Origin of the sequence: Levilactobacillus suantsaii (genome assembly GCF_014069315.1) — a bacterium.
GTDB classification, from domain to species: domain Bacteria; phylum Bacillota; class Bacilli; order Lactobacillales; family Lactobacillaceae; genus Levilactobacillus; species Levilactobacillus suantsaii.
Genome location: NZ_CP059603.1, coordinates 1,275,474 through 1,294,101, shown reverse-complemented (window position 1 = coordinate 1,294,101; position 18,628 = coordinate 1,275,474). Strand labels below are relative to the sequence as shown.

The following is an 18,628-nucleotide window of genomic DNA, read 5'->3' as shown; positions in this document are numbered from 1 at the left end:
AAAAGCTCACACAATTTTCAGAAAATTTGTACGAACATTTAAAGCAGTATTCTACGCCCTTCTGACGCACTTGGGAAGAGCCAAACCGCCTAAAAACGATTGCAACCCGTAATTGTTATCCTTTTGTCACATAAACTGCCCAAATGTGGGCATAAAAAAATCGCTACCCCGAAGGTAACGATTTTTAATCCAATTAGTGCGGCCAAGAAGATTCGAACTTCCACCGGGTTTACCCCGACAAGATCCTTAATCTTGCGCGTCTGCCAATTCCGCCATGGCCGCGTTAACTCACAAGAGATAGTATACCAAATGGAAATGGTCCTCGCAATCCCTTTTTGTGAGTTATTTGAATTTTTATGCTTTAAGCATCCGTCAAGACCGTGGCGCCGTGCTCATCCAATGGGATGATGCGCAGGCTCCCCGGTAAATCGTGGGTGGTCAATTTGTTACGTAACAGGGTCAATTTAGCCTGTGACCCCAGCGTGACGACTGTTGGGCCGGCCCCACTGAGGTAGGTGCCACTAATGCCCAGGTCGTGGGCCGTTTCGCGAATGAGTTTTAACTCCGGCACCAGTTGTGAACGCGCCTGTTCGTGGAACTCATCGCGTTCGATCATCTTCGCCGCTAAGTCCCACTTATTTTCTAACACCGCCGCGACCAAAACGTTGGCTACCCCACTAGCATGGACCGCCTTCTTGAAGCTGACCTGCTTAGGCAGTGCCGCCCGACTCTTATTGGCTAAGAGCGTCTGCGCGGGAATGAAGACCAACGCTGACAGATTCGGTAAAGGCAACTGCAACGCATCTGCCTGGCCCGCCGCATCCACAGTGGCCACAGCAGCCTGGCCCAACAAAGCGGGCGCCACGTTATCCAAGGCGCCGCCTAACTTGACCGCCCAGTTTAGTTGGTCGGCAATGCTGAGGTCCATTTCGCCTAATTCATTGGCAATCTTAATCCCCGCAATCAACGCACTGGTCGAGCTACCCAATCCCCGGGAAACCGGGATATCAGACATTACGGTCAACTGATGCGGCGTCAACTTGGGGTTAACCTTCAGAGCTGTTTGGACCATCAGGTTATGCTCATCACGTGGAATATCCGTTCCTAAAGCGTGGTTGACCCGCCAATTTTCGGTTTTTTCTTCGATGATGACGGTCAAATACAAGTGTAAAGCCGCCCCAATAGAATCAATGCCTGGGCCCAGGTTCGCCGCCGTAGCGGGAACTCGAATAATTGTCTTACCCATCTGCCATTCCCCCTTATGTCTCTTGTGGTCGTTGCGTGGCTAGGACCGTCCCTTGATACTGCAAACGCCCGCGACACCGACCACAGACTAGTCGCGTCACATCAATCCGCCGGAGTCGGTAGTAGCGTTGCGCACACTGCGTGCACACGTAAACTTGAAAACGACGTTTGCGGTGCACCGTAGTGCTTGGGGCCGGGGCGTAACGCAATCCGCCAACTCGTGCCAGAAGTTGCTGGAACGCCTTAGTCCGATGCTGCCCCGATTGACCAGCCAAGTGGAGATGATAGTGACACAACTCATGCTTGATGACCCCAATCAGGGTCGCGCGACCGTGTTCACTTAGCATCTTTGGGTTGAGTTCCAAATTATGGTCCTGTAACCGATAACGGCCACCAGTGGTCTTCAAGCGGGCGTTGAACGTGGCTTGGTGCCGGAAGGGCCGGTGAAAACTGGCCATTGAGATTTGCTCCACTAACCGCTGCAATTCAAGATTGGTCACCTAACCATCCCTTCCATGATACCACGTTATGCGGCGCGACTCGTGACGATTCGATTGCCTACTGCACGCTGGTCATAATCCGCTGAGTCGCCGCGGTGACCTTGGTCATCGCGTTCTCCTGTGTCTTTTCTGCTGCATCAAAGGCCGCTTGATCCACTGTTTGTTGGTCAGCATCGAGGCTATCCGTCATCGACTGACAGCCTGCTACGTAGGTCCGGTAAGCCGCCACTAACGCTTTGTGCTTGCCCAGGATACGGACGGGCACGCTGGCGTTTTGCAACTGGTCCAGCTTGCCTTGGTACGCCGTGGTCCCCGCTTGAAAGTGGGTTTTGATGTCGGTCAAATCGGCCACCGTCAACTCCGCCACGGTCCCGTTATCCAAGGCCTTGCGGACGGTCTCAAAGTCGGTGTTCATTTGGTCGGCTTCGTCTTCCGTCCCCTGCAGGACTTGGGACAGGGTGCCGATGTAAGTACTCATATTAACTTTTCGCATGGGTTGCCTCCCTTACTTGTCCTGCCAGAACGTATCGTACACATTGACTGGCATGTGGCGCTTGTGGGCCGTCTTATGGTACCACGCCTCGATCTTCTCGGCGGCTGCCTGACTAACCGTTCGGCCTTCCAAATAATCGTCAATATCTGTGTAACGCACGCCTAACGCCGCTTCATCGGGAAGAGCTGGCCGGTCGTCTTCAAGGTCGGCCGTCGGCACCTTCTTATACAGGTGCTCCGGGGCGCCTAAGGTGGCGAGCATGGCCGCCCCCTGGCGCTTATCTAGCCGCCAGATAGGACAAATGTCCGTGGCGCCATCCCCGTACTTGGTGTAAAACCCGGTCACGGCTTCGGCCGCGTGGTCGGTGCCAACGACGGCTCCAGCACGGGCACCGGCAATCGCGTATTGCGCGATCATCCGTTGCCGAGCCTTGATATTACCCTTGTTAAAGTCACTGATGGTTTCCTGGTTTGCTGCCACAGCCGCTTCCATGGCGTCAGTCGCCGGTTGGATGTTGACCCGTTGGACCTCATCGGCGCCCATAAAGTCGATAGCGGCCATTGCGTCGGCCTCGTCGGCCTGTTCCCCGTAAGGTAAGCGGACCGCAATGAAGCGGTAATCGTTATCGCCCGTTTCTTGACGGAGTTCCGTTACGGCCTGTTCACACAGTGCCCCGACTAAGGTCGAATCTTGGCCCCCGGAAATCCCCAGGACTAAGGTCTTCATGAAATCGTATTGTTGTAAATAAGCCTTGAGAAAGTCGACGCTCCGCCGAATCTCGGCGGCCGGGTCGATCGTTGGTTGGACCTTCAAGGCCTCAATGATTGCTTTTTGTTGTTCCCGCATCGTGAATTACCCCCTCAATACCGGTCTATTCCGGCATCTTTTGCACGTAACTGTGAATCTGCTTGATGATAGCCATCTTCTGGTCCCAGCACTTTTGTGACAAGTCGACCGGGTACTTTTGTGGATTCAAGTCCCGCTTGTATTCAGGCCATAAGTTGGCAAGGGCCCCGCGGCATCGGTCCCGGACCGCCGACAAGCTCGGCAACTTGTAGACCAGCTTCCCATCTGCAAAGATGGGCTGGAGAATCGGCCGGGCGTTGAAGTCCGTCACCGTTTTACTGATGTAGGTGTAGCTTGGATGGAACATGTACAGGGCCTCTTCGTTTTGCGGGTCTTCGTCGACTAAGGAAACGTAGTCGCCTTCCGTCTTGCCATCGGTCTTCTTGGTGATGCGCCAAACTTGCTTCTTACCAGGCGTCGTCACCTTTTCGGCGTTGTTGGACAACTTGATGGTCGGTTTAAGCTGACCCTCATCGTCCGCAATGGCCACCATCTTGTACACGGCGCCTAAAGCTGGTTGGTCAAAGGCCGTGATCAGCTTCGTCCCGATGCCCCACACATCGATCTTGGCGTCTTGCATCTTCAAGCTTTGAATCGTCTTTTCGTCCAGGTCATTCGATGCGTAGATTTTAGCGTCCGGGAAGCCCGCTTCGTCTAACTTTTGCCGGACCCGCTTTGACAGGTAGGCCATATCGCCAGAGTCGATCCGCACCCCCTGGAAGTTGATGCGGTCGCCCATCTCTTGGGCTACCTTAATGGCGTTCGGTACCCCGCTGCGTAACGTGTCGTAGGTGTCGACCAAAAAGACACAGTCGTGATGGGTCTCAGCGTACGCCTTGAAGGCCTGGTAATCATCCCCGTAGGTCTGAATCAAGGAGTGGGCATGCGTGCCGCTAATCGGAATCCCAAAAAGCTTACCAGCCCGCACGTTCGACGTGGCGTCAAACCCACCGATGTAGGCGGCTCTGGTTCCCCAGATGGCGGCATCAAATTCCTGAGCCCGCCGTGTCCCAAACTCCATCAACGCATCGTTGCCGGCCACGGAACGAATCCGGGCTGCCTTGGTCGCAATCAAAGTTTGGTAGTTGAGAATGTTCAAAATCGCCGTTTCCACTAACTGGCAGTCGGCTAATGGGCCTTCCACTTGTAAGATAGGTTCGTGGGCGTAAACCAGTTCCCCTTCAACGGCCGAGCGAATCGACCCGGTGAACTTAAAGTTCTTGAGGTAAGTTAAAAATTCTTCGGGATAGTTTTCAGCTTCCCGTAAGTAATCAATATCCGTTTGGGAAAAATGCAATTTTTGGATATAATGGACCACGTGTTCTAATCCCGCATAAACGGCGTACCCGTTGTGAAAGGGCATGTCACGGAAGAACACCTCAAAAACGGCGTGCTTGTTGGCAATGCCTTGTTGGAAGTACGTCTGGATCATGTTGATTTGATAGGCATCCGTATGGAGCGTATAGCTATCGTCAGGATACAAGTTCGTCATAATGGATTTTACTCTCCTTATAGGTTTCACTGTACTAATTCACAGACTCATGACAATTAAACTTAACTGTTCTATTTTAGCATGAAACCAATCTAAAAATTCTTAATTTCAATAGTAACAGGAACAAAATGACCGGCCCACTAATTTGTCTTACAAATTGGCTAATGATTATTCAGCCAACTTAGCCGGCTTCGAAAGGAAGTTCACCTATGTCCGCTACATTCCCGACCGTCACGGTCCTCGAGATTCCCTTCATCAAGACCACCCAAGCCCAGTTTTTAACCACCTTGCAGCAACGAATCACGCAACAGGAAAACACCTTCGTGGTGACCGCTAATCCGGAAATCGTGATGTACGCTCACGAACACCCCGACTATCAAGCTACCATTCAGGGTGCTGATTTTGTGACTCCCGATGGCATCGGCATCTTAAACGGCGCGCAGATTTTGGGCCAGCCCTTACCGGAACGCATCACCGGGTTCGACACGCTTCAAGCCCTCTTGACCTGGGGAAGTGACCACCACCGCTCCGCTTACTTTGTGGGCGCCAAGCCGGAAGTCGTCGCTAAACTCGCAACTCGCTTGCCTCAAGCCTACCCCGGCTTGGACATCGTCGGCCTCAAAGACGGCTACTTTCAAGACGCTGCACCCATCGTCGCCGACATCGCCGCCAAACAACCGGACATGGTCTTTGCGGCCCTGGGCTTTCCTAAGCAAGAGAACTTCATCGCCACGCACCGGCAAGTTACTCAAGGTCTATGGATGGGGGTCGGCGGAAGCTTTGACGTGCTGGCGGGGACCGTTCCTCGCGCCCCTCAATTCTGGCAGGACCATCATCTGGAATGGCTCTACCGAACACTGAAGGACCCCAAACGGCTCAAGCGCATCGCCGTCATCCCCCGTTACCTGCACCTGGTCAAGCGTCAGGCTAAACAACAATAACCCATAATCACGTTAAATCAAAGGGCCTCACAGCCACGTCTTCGCTGGCTGTGAGGCCCTTTTGGTCGCTCAGGATTACTTTTCCAAATAAAATTCAAACCGTTCGCCCACGTATTGGGTCCGCACGTATTCGAAGGGGGTCCCGTCTTGCAGGTAGGTCACTTGCCGTAACCGCAAAATGGCATCGCCACGCTTGATCTTCAGATATTCCGCAATCCGTTCGGAAGCCGACATTGCGGAGACCGTTTGTTGCGCCTTGCCGGGATTCAATTTCTTTTTATCTTCCAAGGCCCGGTAAAGCGAACTGGTTACTTCTTTTTTGTTCAACCCTTTGACCAGGCGGTCCGGGACCGTGGCCACTTCAAAACAAATCGGCACGTCATCCCCGTAGCGAATCCGCTCCATCCGCAAGACGACATCGTCTTCGTGGAGTTTGAGCTTCTCGGCTTCACTCAACGAGGGACTCATCACGTGATACGAGATGGTCTTACTCGACGGTTGCTTGCCCTGAGCCAGCATCAGGTCCGTAAAACTGGTGACCCCAGACATCTTTTCTTGGACCTTTTGATTAGCCACGTAGGTGCCAGAACCCACTTGGCGTTCCAGGATACCCTCGTCGACTAAGGTCTGAATGGCTTGCCGTAACGTCATCCGACTCACATCAAAATCGCGTGAGAGCTCCCGTTCGGAAGGGATTCGATCCCCCACCGCCCACTTTCCGGCTTCGATGGCTCGTTTAATATCGTTATGAATTTGAATATAAATCGGTGAACTCACAGCACCCAACATCCCTTCTAGATTGTTTCTATTTCGTGGTTCCCGTCATCCGGCGCCCCAAACTGTACGTGGCTTGCAACTGTAAGTCACGCGTCATCAAGTTGAGGTCCGCATCCCGGCCCACGGTGATTTTTCCTTTACGCGTTAAGCCAAATTCTTCGGCTTGGTTGACCGCACTCATCTGGACCGCATCGGCCACGCCACAGCCCGTAAAGGCGATGACGTTGCGGAAGGCCTCGTCGTACCGCAAGACCGACCCCGCCAGGTTGCCGCTCTCTAAGCGTGCCTGGCGGTCCTTGACGATGACTTTTTGCCCGCCCAGTTCACTGACGCCTTCGGGCATCCCCTTAGCGCGCATGGAATCCGTCACTAGCTCTAAGCGGTGCGGGCCCTTTTGCTCGTAAGCCAATTTGACCATGTCCGGCACGTTATGGAACCCGTCACAAATGATTTCACAATACAGGTTATCTTCCAACATGGCGTGCCCGGTAACCCCCGGTTCACGGTGCCGTAACCCTCGTTGCGCGTTGTACAAGTGGGTCACGTGGGTCGCCTTACTGGTCAACAACTGTGCGCGCGTCGCGTTGGAGTGACCGACCGACGGCACGATACCGTTAGCCAGGCAATAGCTCTCAAATTTAGCGGCGCCTGGGTCTTCCGGCGCATAGGTGATCAACTTGACTCGGTTGCCCGATAACTCGTTCCAGTGAGCCAACAAGGCCACGTCGGGGTCCTTGATGTACTTTTCCGGTTGGGCCCCCTTGAAGATGGCCGCAATGAACGGCCCTTCCAAATGGACCCCTTGAATCACCGGATTCTTTTCCGCCGCCTGTGCAATGCCTTGCATCGCGTGGTCGATGGCGTCATTGGACTGGGTCATGGTCGTTGGAAAGACGGTCGTGATCCCCTCACCGATCATTTTGGTGACCATAGTATCAATCTGGTCGGGATCCCCGTCCATGCTGTCGAACCCGTAGCCCCCGTGGCTGTGCACGTCGATAAAGCCCGGCACAATCGTTTGCCCCGTGACCACGTGGACTTCATCTGCCGGTTGGGGCCGAAACTCAGCCACCGGCCCGACCGCCGTAATTTGTTGGTCAAAGCGGACGTACCCGTCGGCAATGACCTCATCCCCAGTATAAATTTTAGCGTGTTTTAAGACAATGCTCATAATGCTCCTCCTCGATTAAGGCCCAACTAACAACATTGTCATTATAATCGGTATAGACCATCGTTGCAAGTCAGAACTTAGTGGCGACCCGCTTGATCTTTCGCTACCGTGGCGTCGATGCCTTTGACGACTGATGTCATCAAACCGGCTTCTTCCATGGCCAACAAACCAGCCACGGTACTGCCCCCTGGTGAGGCGACTTGGTCGATCAAGGCAAACGGAATTTTGTCGCTCTTCAAGACCATTTTGGCCGACCCCAACGTGGCTTGCGCGGCAATCTGGGTCGCCTGGGCCTTGGTCAGGCCATACTTCACGCCGGCCCGGCTAAGACTATCGATAAACAAGTCGATGTAGGCTGGCGAACTCCCCGCTAACGCACTAAAAATTCCAAATTGGTCTTCAGCGAGTTGCGTGGTGGTCCCAATCGCGCCAAAGACGCCTAACGCACTGGTCAGTTTGCCACCGGTCAGTTGAGAATTAGCCGCTACAGCGGTCATCCCCGCCCTAATTTCCACGTTCACGTTCGGGAGCGTCCGCAAAATCGGCACCTTTGTTCCCACAATGTCGCCCATGGTCGCTAACGACAACCCCGCCACGATCGAAATCAACGTGGTCTGGCCGTCGGCGAGTTGGGGTTTGATTTCCCGTAACACATCTGGAACCACGTTGGGCGTGACCGCCAGGACCACTAAATCGCTTTGCGTTGCCACGTCGGCATTGCTCGCCGCCGTCATCAACCCATGCTGTTTGGCGTACGGCGCATAATTTTCCTGTCGCCGGCTATGCACGATGATGTCTTCCGGTAAAAACGCCTTTGCTTGGAGCAGGCCGGCGATAATCGCCTGGGCCATCCCACCAACACCAATAAAACCAATATTCATCATAAATCCCCCTAAACGCCGCCCGACACTGTCGGTGTCGTCGATTATTTGTCCGGTGATGCCTCCACCATGGTAGCGAATACATCGAAATTGGTCTAAGACTGGCCGCCGTTCCGGTTTGTTCGAGGACCTGTCTCGAAACCAACGGACCCGTAATTTGGTCTAACCGGTCTGCACCATGATTAAGTCGACTTTAGCGAAAAAAACGGCACTTGTCAATTTATCGCCGGGAGAAAACCAGTCACTGCAGGGGCAGACGCCGAAAATTGGATAGAAAAAGGATCTATAGTATCTGTTATTGAGACTCAAGATAGACTTGGGTGTTCGCAACAGATGATATAGAACCAGAATTTTCGGACGCATACCTTTTTACAACCCACATAGCTACTTTAATCATTTGACCTGTTTACTTGACCCAGAGCAGTCCCTAATAACTAAAAGTCATATTACTTTTTAGGATAAAATATTTTAGCCCATAGTTCAGAAAGAAAGGCAAAGACCAATTGAAAAATAGTCACTATCAATGTATTTTCCCAATAGCCAACTAAGTATTTCTTGAATTTTTTAAAAATTATAAATCATCTTCAAATATAATTTAAAGCACCACAGCCGTAACAGCCTTTGCCAAACGCTTTGCCGTCTTCTTTGAACATCCAAGTCCTCTCAAGAAGCTTGCGACAGCATGCTGAACATCTTTCTCACCACCAGATAGTTTAACAACCATTTTCAGCTTAGTTACTTCCAAAATAATCTATCAACTTCACTTGACGAAGAACCAGATTATCAATAATCGCTTACAAAGAGCAAAAAAAAAGAAACCCAGGATAATCCCAAGTTCCCACCGCGGTGATTCATCTGATTGGGCTAGCTGGGTTCGAACCAGCGCATCACGGGATCAAAACCCGTTGCCTTACCACTTGGCTATAGCCCAAGAATATGGAGGGGAGTGGATTCGAACCACCGAACCCGAAGGAGCGGATTTACAGTCCGCCGCGTTTAGCCAGACTTCGCTACCCCTCCAAAAAATGAAACGTCGTAACGAATCAACTTCACTATCATACAAAATTCTGCATAAACCGTCAAGCCTTTTTCTAACTTTTTTTAGGTCAAGGTTAAAATTCGTAACCGTCGGCGCCATTCCGTCATGAAATCCCCACTCTCCCACTCATTCAAGCGATGATTGTGGTACCCCAGCGCTTGGTTATAGTACCAGGTATTGCTGAGGTGTTGCGGCCAGTAATGCCGGTGCATGTGCCCAAAGACAACTACGGGGACCTGGTATTGCGCAAACAATTGTCCCAGACGCGGACTGCCCATGACGGCATTAGCCATGTTCCAGAAGCGGTTGTCTTGGGTGTAAACGATGTATTCACGACGGGGGACAAAGTGCGTCATCACCAGGACTTGCTTCTGGGCCGCTTGAGCTTGGGCTAATTGCGCCGTTAATTGCCCGTAGACCCGTTCGAAGCGCTGGGGGTCACTCAAGTCCTGGGGAATGCTGCTATCGACCCAGAAGGCGTTTTTCCAGGCTTGAAAGTTGCGCCCCACTAAATTATCCGCAAAACCGTAGTCGTACCAGCCATTGTTGCCGATAATGCGCCAGTTGGTCCCCGCCACGTCCAGAAATTGGTTGTGCAAATACGTGGGCGTCAGTGGCGTTTCCAAGGCCGCGGCACTCACGTCATGCAACATATCGTGGTTACCCGCAATAAAGCGGACCTGTGCCGGGGCCAGTTGCGTTTGCAAGGCCTGGGCAATTCGTACAGACTGGTCAAAATGATTCGAGAGGTCGCCCGCAATCAGGTAAAGTCCCACTCGTTGTCGCTTCAAATAAGCTACCTGCTGGGTAATGATTTGGGCTGGGTCCACTCGGTTCACGTCAAAATGCAGATCACTGATTAGCGCTACGCGTACCATGTCCATTCCCCCTTTCGTGGCCAGCAAAAAATTGCCCGCCTAGATGACCTAGCGTAGCACTTTTTCGCGTTAAAACCTATTTAATTCCCGCCATTAATTTCTTCAGCGGTTTAACCAGCATAAACAAGATAACCCCGGCAACCAGGGCAACGATAGCGACTCCCATAAAGTAAGCCACTTCGTTTTCTGGGGTGTAGAGTTTAACGATTTGCGCGTTGACCGCTTGCCCAGCGGAGTCCGCTAAGAACCACATACTCATCATCTGTGACTGGAAGGCCCGTGGCGCTAACTTCGTGGTGACGGACAATCCAATCGGGGAAATCAGCATTTCGGCAATTTCCACGATGGCCCAACTGCCGACCAGCCATAACGGACTGACCTTGGCACTGGTCCCAAACATCATGACTGGAACCACCATCAGCAGGTAAGAAACCCCGGCAAAAATCATCCCAGTCGCAAACTTAGTAGGAGAACTTGGTTGGTTCTTACCCCAACGGTCCCACAAGAAAGCAAAGATTGGCGTGTAGATCAGGATGAACAACGGGTTCAAGGATTGATACCAAGCTGGTAAGATATGCAGGCCCAAGAAATTGTTGTTCGTCTGGTCGGCCGCAAACAGCGCCAGAACGGATGACCCTTGTTCTTCAATGGCCCAGAAGACGGCCGCGGCAATAAACAGCCCTAAGTAAGCCCAAACATGCTTCCGTTCGGTGGTATTAACCTTTTTACTCGTTAAGAAGAGCGTAAAGTAAACCACTGGTGTGGCAATCGCAATAATAGAAAGTAACAGGATAAAGCTATTGATGTTCAGTGAGCCCATAAGCCCCATTAACAAGAGAATTAATGCGAACGCCACCAAACCAATGATGACCCGAACTGACAACTTCTTTAAGTCGCCCGGTTCCAGTGGATCGGTCGGGTACAAGCTATCCTTGCTTAAGTACTTGCGCCCACCGAACCAGTATTGAATCAAACCAAAGAACATCCCGATAGCGGCTAAGGAGAACCCTAAGTGGAAGTTGTAGTCTAATCCTAACCAGCCCACAAGGTATGGGGCAACTAACGACCCTAAGTTAATCCCAAAGACGAAGATGGTAAACCCTGAATCCCGACGAGGATCACCGGTATCGTACAAGCCCCCGACCATTTCGGAAACGTTGGGCTTCAATAACCCGGTCCCCAGCACAATTAGTAAGATGGATACAAATAGGGCCATCTTGCCGGCGGGGATTGATAAGGCGATGTGCCCGAACATGATGAAGACCCCACCGATGAACACGGTCCGGCGACTTCCCCAGACCCGGTCACTTAAATAGCCCCCTAAAACGGCGGACAAATAAACCATGGACCCGTAAATCGACATAATCGAGGCGGCGGTTCCCTGATCGAACCCTAAACCACCCTTAGTAACTGAGTAGTACATGTAGTAGATCAGGATGGCACGCATGCCGTAGTAACTGAATCGTTCCCACATTTCGGTGAAGAACAGTGTGGATAATCCACGCGGTTGGCCAAAGAAAGATTTATCTTGGCTGACTTCCGATTTGTTGTTCAAGTTGATAATACCTCCATTGCATTCTGACAAAAACTATATTTATGCTCCGTAAGGAATAACGGTCGACCCACTGCATACGAACATCTCATAGGTCTCTCATAAAACATAGTGATAATTATAATCCATAGAAGGCCATTACGCAACGGCTTTCGGAATGTAAGCGCCTTTAAACAGCTAAAAGCCGGGCTTGAATAATGAATAAAAAATTGACTCGAGCATGCAATCTTCTTATTTTTTATTCATTTCGCTCTTAAAAACGAGTCCGTTTTTTATGAGTCACCACCCCTCCTTAAAATTTAAAAAATTCAGCCAATATCGGCTGAATTTTTTAAAAGTTGTTTTATTTTGATAATAATGCTTGAACCAGGTCATAATTGCTCTCAACGGCCATGAGGGTGTCCAGTACGTGACACCCCAAAACATTGGGACTTGCCTGTCGATCAGCTAAGCGCGCAGTCAATTGGTTCTGCAGCCGATGAGCAGTTACCAACTGATCATGTCCGGCTTGTAACTCAAGGACGCCCGTTTGATGATATGTCTGGATGGCCTGAAATAACGTTTGTTTCGCCTGGCCAGCTGTCGTGAGGACCTGCATGGCCAGTTGGTCGTTCGTCGGGGTCATTTTAGAGGCTCGCAACGGCTTTTCCCGCCGTTAGCCCTAATGTTTGACTTGCAAACTTAACCAGGGCCTTACTGTTTAGCCAGCCATAAATGTCATTGGGAATCACCGCAACGTTGACGTTAGCTGTCCACGCGGCATCTAGTTGGTCTTGATAAGCGACTTGCGGGGCTAATAAGACTAAATCCTGTTCAGCCAATTGTGCGGGCGTTAGCTCTGCAAAACTAGTTGCCGTAAACCGTAAGGAGACCCGCCGGGCTTCGGCAACTCGTTTGGCTTCTCCCAGAAATAAGTGACTAGAAATCCCCTGACCACAAACTAATAAGACGTTTTTCATAATGCGCATCTCCCTTTTTATCTGTTTCTTCGATACTTCTAGAATAGCACTAAGTTAAGTATACCACAAGTATTATATTTAAAAATCAATACCCAAAAATAAGCTCAAAATATTATCAAACCGGCAATTATAAGACTATACCAATTATTGCAATTGACCTATACCAGTTAAGAAAGCGATTACAGCGGCAGGGCTAGTCGTGGCCGCATCACGTCACATTATCAGTTTAGGCAGCCACCGGGAAAAAAGCCACAAAAAAACATCATTCACCGAAGTGAATGATGTCATTAAGATGCCGGCTGAGGAATTCGAATCCCCGACCCTCGGTTTACGATACCGATGCTCTACCAGCTGAGCTAAGCCGGCATACTTGCTAATAGATTAGCACAACTCCGGCAGGCGGACTCGAACCGTCGACAACCTGATTAACAGTCAGGGGCTCTACCAACTGAGCTATGCCGGAATAATCGCGTGGCAACGTCCTATCCTCGCAGGGGGCGATCCCCCAACTACTATTGGCGTGCTGAAGCTTAACTTCCGTGTTCGGCATGGGAACGGGTGTATCCTTCAGGCTATCGCCACCACACTATTGAGAGCTTATTCCCTCAAAACTAGGTATTACCAATTATCTCCTGAGAACACCAATCACTTGGTTAAGTCCTCGACCGATTAGTACTGGTCCGCTCCACGCCTCACGGCGCTGCTACTTCCAGCCTATCTACCTGATCATCTCTCAGGGGTCTTACTTCCATAAAGGAATGGGAAATCTCATCTTGAGGCGAGTTTCACACTTAGATGCTTTCAGCGTTTATCTCATCCATACATAGCTACCCAGCGATGCGCCTGGCGGCACAACTGGTACACCAGAGGTATGTCCATCCCGGTCCTCTCGTACTAAGGACAGCTCCTCTCAAATTTCCTACGCCCGCGACGGATAGGGACCGAACTGTCTCACGACGTTCTGAACCCAGCTCGCGTACCGCTTTAATGGGCGAACAGCCCAACCCTTGGGACCGACTACAGCCCCAGGATGCGATGAGCCGACATCGAGGTGCCAAACCTCCCCGTCGATGTGGACTCTTGGGGGAGATAAGCCTGTTATCCCCAGGGTAGCTTTTATCCGTTGAGCGATGGCCCTTCCATACGGTACCACCGGATCACTAAGCCCGACTTTCGTCCCTGCTCGACCTGTCTGTCTCGCAGTCAAGCTCCCTTCTGCCTTTACACTCGTCGAATGATTTCCAACCATTCTGAGGGAACCTTTGGGCGCCTCCGTTACTTTTTGGGAGGCGACCGCCCCAGTCAAACTGCCTACCTGACACTGTCTCCCGCCACGATGAGTGGCGCGGGTTAGAGTGTTCACACAGCGAGGGTCGTATCCCACCAGCGCCTCCATCGAAACTAGCGTTCCGATATCTACGGCTCCGACCTATCCTGTACAAGCTGTGTCAACACCCAATATCAAGCTACAGTAAAGCTCCATGGGGTCTTTCCGTCCTGTCGCGGGTAACCTGCATCTTCACAGGTAATATAATTTCACCGAGTCTCTCGTTGAGACAGTGCCCAGATCGTTACGCCTTTCGTGCGGGTCGGAACTTACCCGACAAGGAATTTCGCTACCTTAGGACCGTTATAGTTACGGCCGCCGTTTACTGGGGCTTCATTTCTGGGCTTCGCCGAAGCTAACTCATCCACTTAACCTTCCAGCACCGGGCAGGCGTCAGCCCCTATACTTCATCTTACGATTTTGCAGAAACCTGTGTTTTTGATAAACAGTCGCCTGGGCCTTTTCACTGCGGCTACACTTGCGTGTAGCACCCCTTCTCCCGAAGTTACGGGGTCATTTTGCCGAGTTCCTTAACGAGAGTTCACTCGCTCACCTTAGGATACTCTCCTCGACTACCTGTGTCGGTTTGCGGTACGGGTAATTAAGATCTCACTAGAAGCTTTTCTCGGCAGTGTGACGTGGAGCACTTCCCTACTAAAATTCGGTCCCCGTCGCGCCTTGTCCTTAGCGATAAGCATTTGACTCATCACCAGACTCAGCGTTTGGACGCACATTTCCAATCGTGCGCATGCTTTAGCCTCCTGCGTCCCTCCATCGTTCAAACAATCTTAACTAGTACAGGAATATCAACCTGTTATCCATCGCCTACGCCTTGCGGCCTCGGCTTAGGTCCCGACTGACCCTGGGAGGACGAGCCTTCCCCAGGAAACCTTAGTCATTCGGTGGATCAGATTCTCACTGATCTTTCGCTACTCATACCGGCATTCTCACTTCTAAGCGCTCCACTAGTCCTTGCGGTCTAGCTTCGTTGCCCTTAGAACGCTCTCCTATCACGCAACATAGTTGCGTCCACAATTTCGGTAATGTGCTTAGCCCCGGTATATTTTCGGCGCAGAGTCACTCGGCTAGTGAGCTATTACGCACTCTTTAAATGATGGCTGCTTCTGAGCCAACATCCTAGCTGTCTATGCAATTCCACATCCTTTTCCACTCAGCACATATTTAGGGACCTTAATTGGTGGTCTGGGCTGTTCCCCTTTCGACGGTGGATCTTATCACTCATCGTCTGACTCCCGGATATAAATCAGTGGCATTCGGAGTTTATCTGAATTCAGTAACCCATGATGGGCCCCTAGTCCAAACAGTGGCTCTACCTCCACGATTCTTCATCCGAGGCTAACCCTAAAGCTATTTCGGAGAGAACCAGCTATCTCCAAGTTCGTTTGGAATTTCACCGCTATCCACACCTCATCCCAGCATTTTTCAACATACACGGGTTCGGCCCTCCAGTGCGTTTTACCGCACCTTCAGCCTGGACATGGATAGGTCACCTGGTTTCGGGTCTACGTCAACTTACTGAAACGCCCGTTTCAGACTCGCTTTCGCTACGGCTCCGGTCTTTACACCTTAACCTTGCAAATTAACGTAACTCGCCGGTTCATTCTACAAAAGGCACGCTATCACCCATTAACGGGCTCTAACTAATTGTAGGAACATGGTTTCAGGAACTATTTCACTCCCCTTCCGGGGTGCTTTTCACCTTTCCCTCACGGTACTGGTTCACTATCGGTCACTAGGGAGTATTTAGCCTTGGGAGATGGTCCTCCCGGATTCCGACCAGGTTTCACGTGTCTGGCCGTACTCAGGATCCTGAACTGAGGGTCAACGATTTCGCCTACGGGGGTATCACCCGCTCTGCCACACCTTCCCAGATGTTTCGGCTATCACTGACTTTGGTAACTCAAATGTTCAGTCCTACAACCCCAACAAGCAAGCTTGTTGGTTTGGGCTGTTCCCCGTTCGCTCGCCGCTACTTAGGGAATCGAATTTTCTTTCTCTTCCTGTGGGTACTTAGATGTTTCAGTTCCCCACGTCTGCCTCAACTCAAGTATGTATTCCCTGAGTTGTAATCATCGGTAAAGATGATTGGGTTTCCCCATTCGGAAATCTCCGGATCAAAGCTTACGTACAGCTCCCCGAAGCATATCGGTGTTAGTCCCGTCCTTCATCGGCTCCTAGTACCAAGGCATTCACCATGCGCCCTTCATAACTTAACCTAACGGCCACTTCGTGACCGCTGATTAATTGAGTATTAGCGAATAAACTAATTAAAAAACTCAAAATAAACGCGGTGTTCTCGGTTTAATTATCTTTAATAATTAAAGGAAAATAATTGATAATATCTAGTTTTCAAAGAACAAACTTAATGCTTTTTCGCATCAATGGAGAATAACGGGATCGAACCGTTGACCTCCTGCTTGCAAAGCAGGTGCTCTCCCAGCTGAGCTAATTCCCCATATCGACCTTACGGTCAATGGGCATAAATGGACTCGAACCATCGACCTCACGCTTATCAGGCGTGCGCTCTAAACCAGCTGAGCTATACGCCCAAAATAGCACATAAGGTTTGAGGGTAAATCCCTCAAAACTGACCATTGTTTCAACAAAGTATGTGTAGGCCTCCGTATTATTCCTTAGAAAGGAGGTGATCCAGCCACAGGTTCTCCTACGGCTACCTTGTTACGACTTCACCCTAATCATCTGTCCCACCTTAGGCGGTTGGCTCCAAAAGGTTACCTCACCGACTTTGGGTGTTACAAACTCTCATGGTGTGACGGGCGGTGTGTACAAGGCCCGGGAACGTATTCACCGCGGCATGCTGATCCGCGATTACTAGCGATTCCAACTTCATGTAGGCGAGTTGCAGCCTACAATCCGAACTGAGAACGGCTTTAAGAGATTAGCTTGGCCTCACGACTTCGCGACTCGTTGTACCGTCCATTGTAGCACGTGTGTAGCCCAGGTCATAAGGGGCATGATGATTTGACGTCATCCCCACCTTCCTCCGGTTTGTCACCGGCAGTCTCACCAGAGTGCCCAACTGAATGCTGGCAACTGATAATAAGGGTTACGCTCGTTGCGGGACTTAACCCAACATCTCACGACACGAGCTGACGACAACCATGCACCACCTGTCATTCTGTCCCCGAAGGGAACGTCCTATCTCTAGGATTGGCAGAAGATGTCAAGACCTGGTAAGGTTCTTCGCGTAGCTTCGAATTAAACCACATGCTCCACCGCTTGTGCGGGCCCCCGTCAATTCCTTTGAGTTTCAACCTTGCGGTCGTACTCCCCAGGCGGAGTGCTTAATGCGTTAGCTGCGGCACTGAAGGGCGGAAACCCTCCAACACCTAGCACTCATCGTTTACGGCATGGACTACCAGGGTATCTAATCCTGTTTGCTACCCATGCTTTCGAGCCTCAGCGTCAGTTACAGACTAGACATCCGCCTTCGCCACTGGTGTTCTTCCATATATCTACGCATTCCACCGCTACACATGGAGTTCCACTGTCCTCTTCTGCACTCAAGTCATCCAGTTTCCGATGCACTTCTTCGGTTAAGCCGAAGGCTTTCACATCAGACTTAAATAACCGCCTGCGCTCGCTTTACGCCCAATAAATCCGGACAACGCTTGCCACCTACGTATTACCGCGGCTGCTGGCACGTAGTTAGCCGTGGCTTTCTGGTTGAATACCGTCACGATGTCAACAGTTACTCTGACACCCGTTCTTCTTCAACAACAGAGTTTTACGAGCCGAAACCCTTCTTCACTCACGCGGCATTGCTCCATCAGACTTGCGTCCATTGTGGAAGATTCCCTACTGCTGCCTCCCGTAGGAGTCTGGGCCGTGTCTCAGTCCCAATGTGGCCGATTACCCTCTCAGGTCGGCTACGCATCATCGCCTTGGTGGGCCGTTACCTCACCAACAAGCTAATGCGCCGCGGAACCATCCAGAAGTGATAGCCGAAACCATCTTTCAAACAAAAACCATGCGGTTTTTGTTGTTATACGGTATTAGCACCTGTTTCCAAGTGTTATCCCCTGCTTCTGGGCAGGTTTTCCACGTGTTACTCACCAGTTCGCCACTCGCTTTAAGAAGAAATCAGTGCAAGCACGTCAATCAACCAAAGCTCGTTCGACTTGCATGTATTAGGCATGCCGCCAGCGTTCGTCCTGAGCCAGGATCAAACTCTCATCTTAAAGATGATAAGCTCGAATAGCTCATCGATTGTTGTTACATTTTAAAAGCGAATTGACTTCGCAAATATTGTTTGGGTTTGAATAAATTCAAACCGCCCTACACATATTTGGTTTGTCGAAACAATGTTCAGTTTTCAAAGATCTACCAAGTTATCTAATGAAGTGATTGCTTCATGACAACTTTTAAAGTATAGCATGTCATCAATTCCTTGTCAATAACTTTTTTCACCGATAATTTGAATATATATTCAAATTATCACGGAAGCCGTCATCGACTTGATTTCTTGAATTGACAACATAAAAC

General features: G+C 50.8%; 13 protein-coding genes, 7 tRNA genes and 3 rRNA genes. 1 reads left to right on the top strand and 22 read right to left on the bottom strand.

From position 1 onward, the window contains the following. Positions 1–197: 197 nt before the first annotated feature. The 6 genes from H3M12_RS05930 to H3M12_RS05905 all read right to left on the bottom strand — a co-directional run bounded on the left by H3M12_RS05930 (position 198) and on the right by H3M12_RS05905 (position 4,576). Positions 198–282: transfer RNA gene (locus tag H3M12_RS05930), tRNA-Leu, on the bottom strand. Positions 283–361: 79 nt separating this feature from the next. After that, a complete protein-coding gene (gene thrB / locus H3M12_RS05925; protein WP_129033270.1) occupies positions 362–1,246 on the bottom strand; it encodes a homoserine kinase in 885 nt (294 codons plus the stop codon). 13 nt (positions 1,247–1,259) lie between these two features. After that, positions 1,260–1,745: a SprT family protein gene (locus H3M12_RS05920; RefSeq protein WP_129033269.1), complete on the bottom strand. Its 486-nt coding sequence runs from the start codon at positions 1,743–1,745 to the stop codon at positions 1,260–1,262. 58 nt (positions 1,746–1,803) lie between these two features. Beyond that, the gene (locus tag H3M12_RS05915) at positions 1,804–2,238 is read right to left on the bottom strand and encodes a hypothetical protein (RefSeq protein WP_129033268.1); all 435 of its coding nucleotides are present in this window, start codon (positions 2,236–2,238) and stop codon (positions 1,804–1,806) included. A gap of 12 nt (positions 2,239–2,250) precedes the next feature. Beyond that, complete coding sequence (gene nadE / locus H3M12_RS05910) at positions 2,251–3,084, bottom strand: ammonia-dependent NAD(+) synthetase (protein ID WP_129033267.1); 834 nt, start codon at positions 3,082–3,084, stop codon at positions 2,251–2,253. Positions 3,085–3,109: 25 nt separating this feature from the next. Beyond that, complete coding sequence (locus H3M12_RS05905; RefSeq protein ID WP_129033266.1) at positions 3,110–4,576, bottom strand: nicotinate phosphoribosyltransferase; 1,467 nt, start codon at positions 4,574–4,576, stop codon at positions 3,110–3,112. Between the two features lie 209 nt (positions 4,577–4,785). On the opposite strand from H3M12_RS05905, the gene H3M12_RS05900 reads away from it, so the two are divergent. After that, positions 4,786–5,517, top strand: a complete 732-nt coding sequence (locus H3M12_RS05900; RefSeq protein ID WP_129033265.1) for a WecB/TagA/CpsF family glycosyltransferase — start codon at positions 4,786–4,788, stop codon at positions 5,515–5,517. Between the two features lie 75 nt (positions 5,518–5,592). On the opposite strand, the gene H3M12_RS05895 is transcribed toward H3M12_RS05900, so the two are convergent. From H3M12_RS05895 to H3M12_RS05820, 16 genes are all read right to left on the bottom strand, one after another. Continuing rightward, positions 5,593–6,294 carry a GntR family transcriptional regulator gene (locus H3M12_RS05895; RefSeq protein WP_129033264.1) on the bottom strand — a complete coding sequence of 234 codons (702 nt, stop codon included), beginning with the start codon at positions 6,292–6,294 and terminating at the stop codon, positions 5,593–5,595. A 28-nt stretch (positions 6,295–6,322) separates the two neighbouring features. After that, positions 6,323–7,465 carry an N-acetylglucosamine-6-phosphate deacetylase gene (nagA, locus tag H3M12_RS05890; RefSeq protein ID WP_129033263.1) on the bottom strand — a complete coding sequence of 381 codons (1,143 nt, stop codon included), beginning with the start codon at positions 7,463–7,465 and terminating at the stop codon, positions 6,323–6,325. Between the two features lie 77 nt (positions 7,466–7,542). Beyond that, positions 7,543–8,346, bottom strand: coding sequence for a pyrroline-5-carboxylate reductase (gene proC / locus H3M12_RS05885; RefSeq protein WP_182150509.1), 804 nt, complete (start codon positions 8,344–8,346; stop codon positions 7,543–7,545). A gap of 859 nt (positions 8,347–9,205) precedes the next feature. Next, positions 9,206–9,277, bottom strand: a tRNA-Gln gene (locus H3M12_RS05880). 6 nt (positions 9,278–9,283) lie between these two features. Beyond that, positions 9,284–9,366 (bottom strand) — tRNA-Tyr (locus H3M12_RS05875). A gap of 81 nt (positions 9,367–9,447) precedes the next feature. After that, positions 9,448–10,263: a metallophosphoesterase gene (locus tag H3M12_RS05870; protein WP_129033261.1), complete on the bottom strand. Its 816-nt coding sequence runs from the start codon at positions 10,261–10,263 to the stop codon at positions 9,448–9,450. A gap of 76 nt (positions 10,264–10,339) precedes the next feature. Continuing rightward, a complete protein-coding gene (locus H3M12_RS05865; protein WP_182150508.1) occupies positions 10,340–11,818 on the bottom strand; it encodes a peptide MFS transporter in 1,479 nt (492 codons plus the stop codon). Positions 11,819–12,158: 340 nt separating this feature from the next. Continuing rightward, a complete protein-coding gene (locus H3M12_RS05860; RefSeq protein ID WP_129033259.1) occupies positions 12,159–12,440 on the bottom strand; it encodes a PTS lactose/cellobiose transporter subunit IIA in 282 nt (93 codons plus the stop codon). A 1-nt stretch (position 12,441) separates the two neighbouring features. Beyond that, positions 12,442–12,774, bottom strand: coding sequence for a PTS sugar transporter subunit IIB (locus H3M12_RS05855; protein WP_129033258.1), 333 nt, complete (start codon positions 12,772–12,774; stop codon positions 12,442–12,444). A 293-nt stretch (positions 12,775–13,067) separates the two neighbouring features. Next, positions 13,068–13,140: transfer RNA gene (locus H3M12_RS05850), tRNA-Thr, on the bottom strand. A 24-nt stretch (positions 13,141–13,164) separates the two neighbouring features. Then, positions 13,165–13,237, bottom strand: a tRNA-Asn gene (locus H3M12_RS05845). A 6-nt stretch (positions 13,238–13,243) separates the two neighbouring features. Then, positions 13,244–13,360: ribosomal RNA gene (rrf, locus tag H3M12_RS05840) — 5S ribosomal RNA — on the bottom strand. A 63-nt stretch (positions 13,361–13,423) separates the two neighbouring features. Continuing rightward, a 23S ribosomal RNA gene (locus tag H3M12_RS05835) occupies positions 13,424–16,338 on the bottom strand. A 166-nt stretch (positions 16,339–16,504) separates the two neighbouring features. Beyond that, a tRNA-Ala gene (locus tag H3M12_RS05830) sits at positions 16,505–16,577 on the bottom strand. Between the two features lie 19 nt (positions 16,578–16,596). Beyond that, positions 16,597–16,671 (bottom strand) — tRNA-Ile (locus H3M12_RS05825). Between the two features lie 88 nt (positions 16,672–16,759). After that, a 16S ribosomal RNA gene (locus tag H3M12_RS05820) occupies positions 16,760–18,324 on the bottom strand. Together the 16S, 23S and 5S rRNA genes with 4 tRNA genes alongside form the textbook arrangement of a ribosomal RNA operon. Positions 18,325–18,628 lie beyond the last annotated feature (304 nt).